Genomic DNA, 509 nt, shown 5'->3' with positions numbered 1-509 from the left:
CCGCGGCCGATGGAGGCGTAGGTGAAGCCGGCGCGGACCATTTCGGCGGGCTTGTAGACGTTGCGCAGGTCGACGACGACGGGGGCGGCGAGGGCGGCCTTGAGGCGGTCCAGGTCGAGGGCGCGGAACTGGTCCCACTCGGTGAGGATGAGCAGGACGTCGGCGTCCTGGGCGGCCTCGTAGGGACCGCCGACGAACTGGACGCCGGGCAGCAGGTGCTCGGCCTCGTGGCGGCCTTCGGGGTCGAAGGCGCGGACCTTGGCGCCCTTGGCCTGCAGGGCCGGCAGGATGTCGAGGCTGGGGGCGTCGCGCATGTCGTCGGTGTTGGGCTTGAAGGTCACGCCCAGCACGCCGACGGTCTTGCCGGTCAGGTCCTCGGCGCCCAGGACGGCGGCGACCTTGTCGGCCATGGCCTTCTTGCGGGCGGTGTTGACCTCGACGGTGGTCTCGATCAGCCGGGTCGGCGCGCCGTAGTCGGCGGCGGTCTTGACCAGGGCGATGGTGTCCTT

General features: G+C 71.5%; 1 protein-coding gene. It reads right to left on the bottom strand.

Annotation, left to right across the window (positions count from 1 at the left end; translation table 11 throughout):
- Nucleotides 1-509 (bottom strand): UDP binding domain-containing protein (locus tag AC07N1_RS25255; protein ID WP_494674290.1); only part of this gene is annotated, 509 nt, incomplete at both ends.

It is taken from the genome of Caulobacter sp. GW821-FHT09B11 (assembly GCF_059418205.1).
This window is presented reverse-complemented; position numbering and strand designations above follow the sequence as displayed.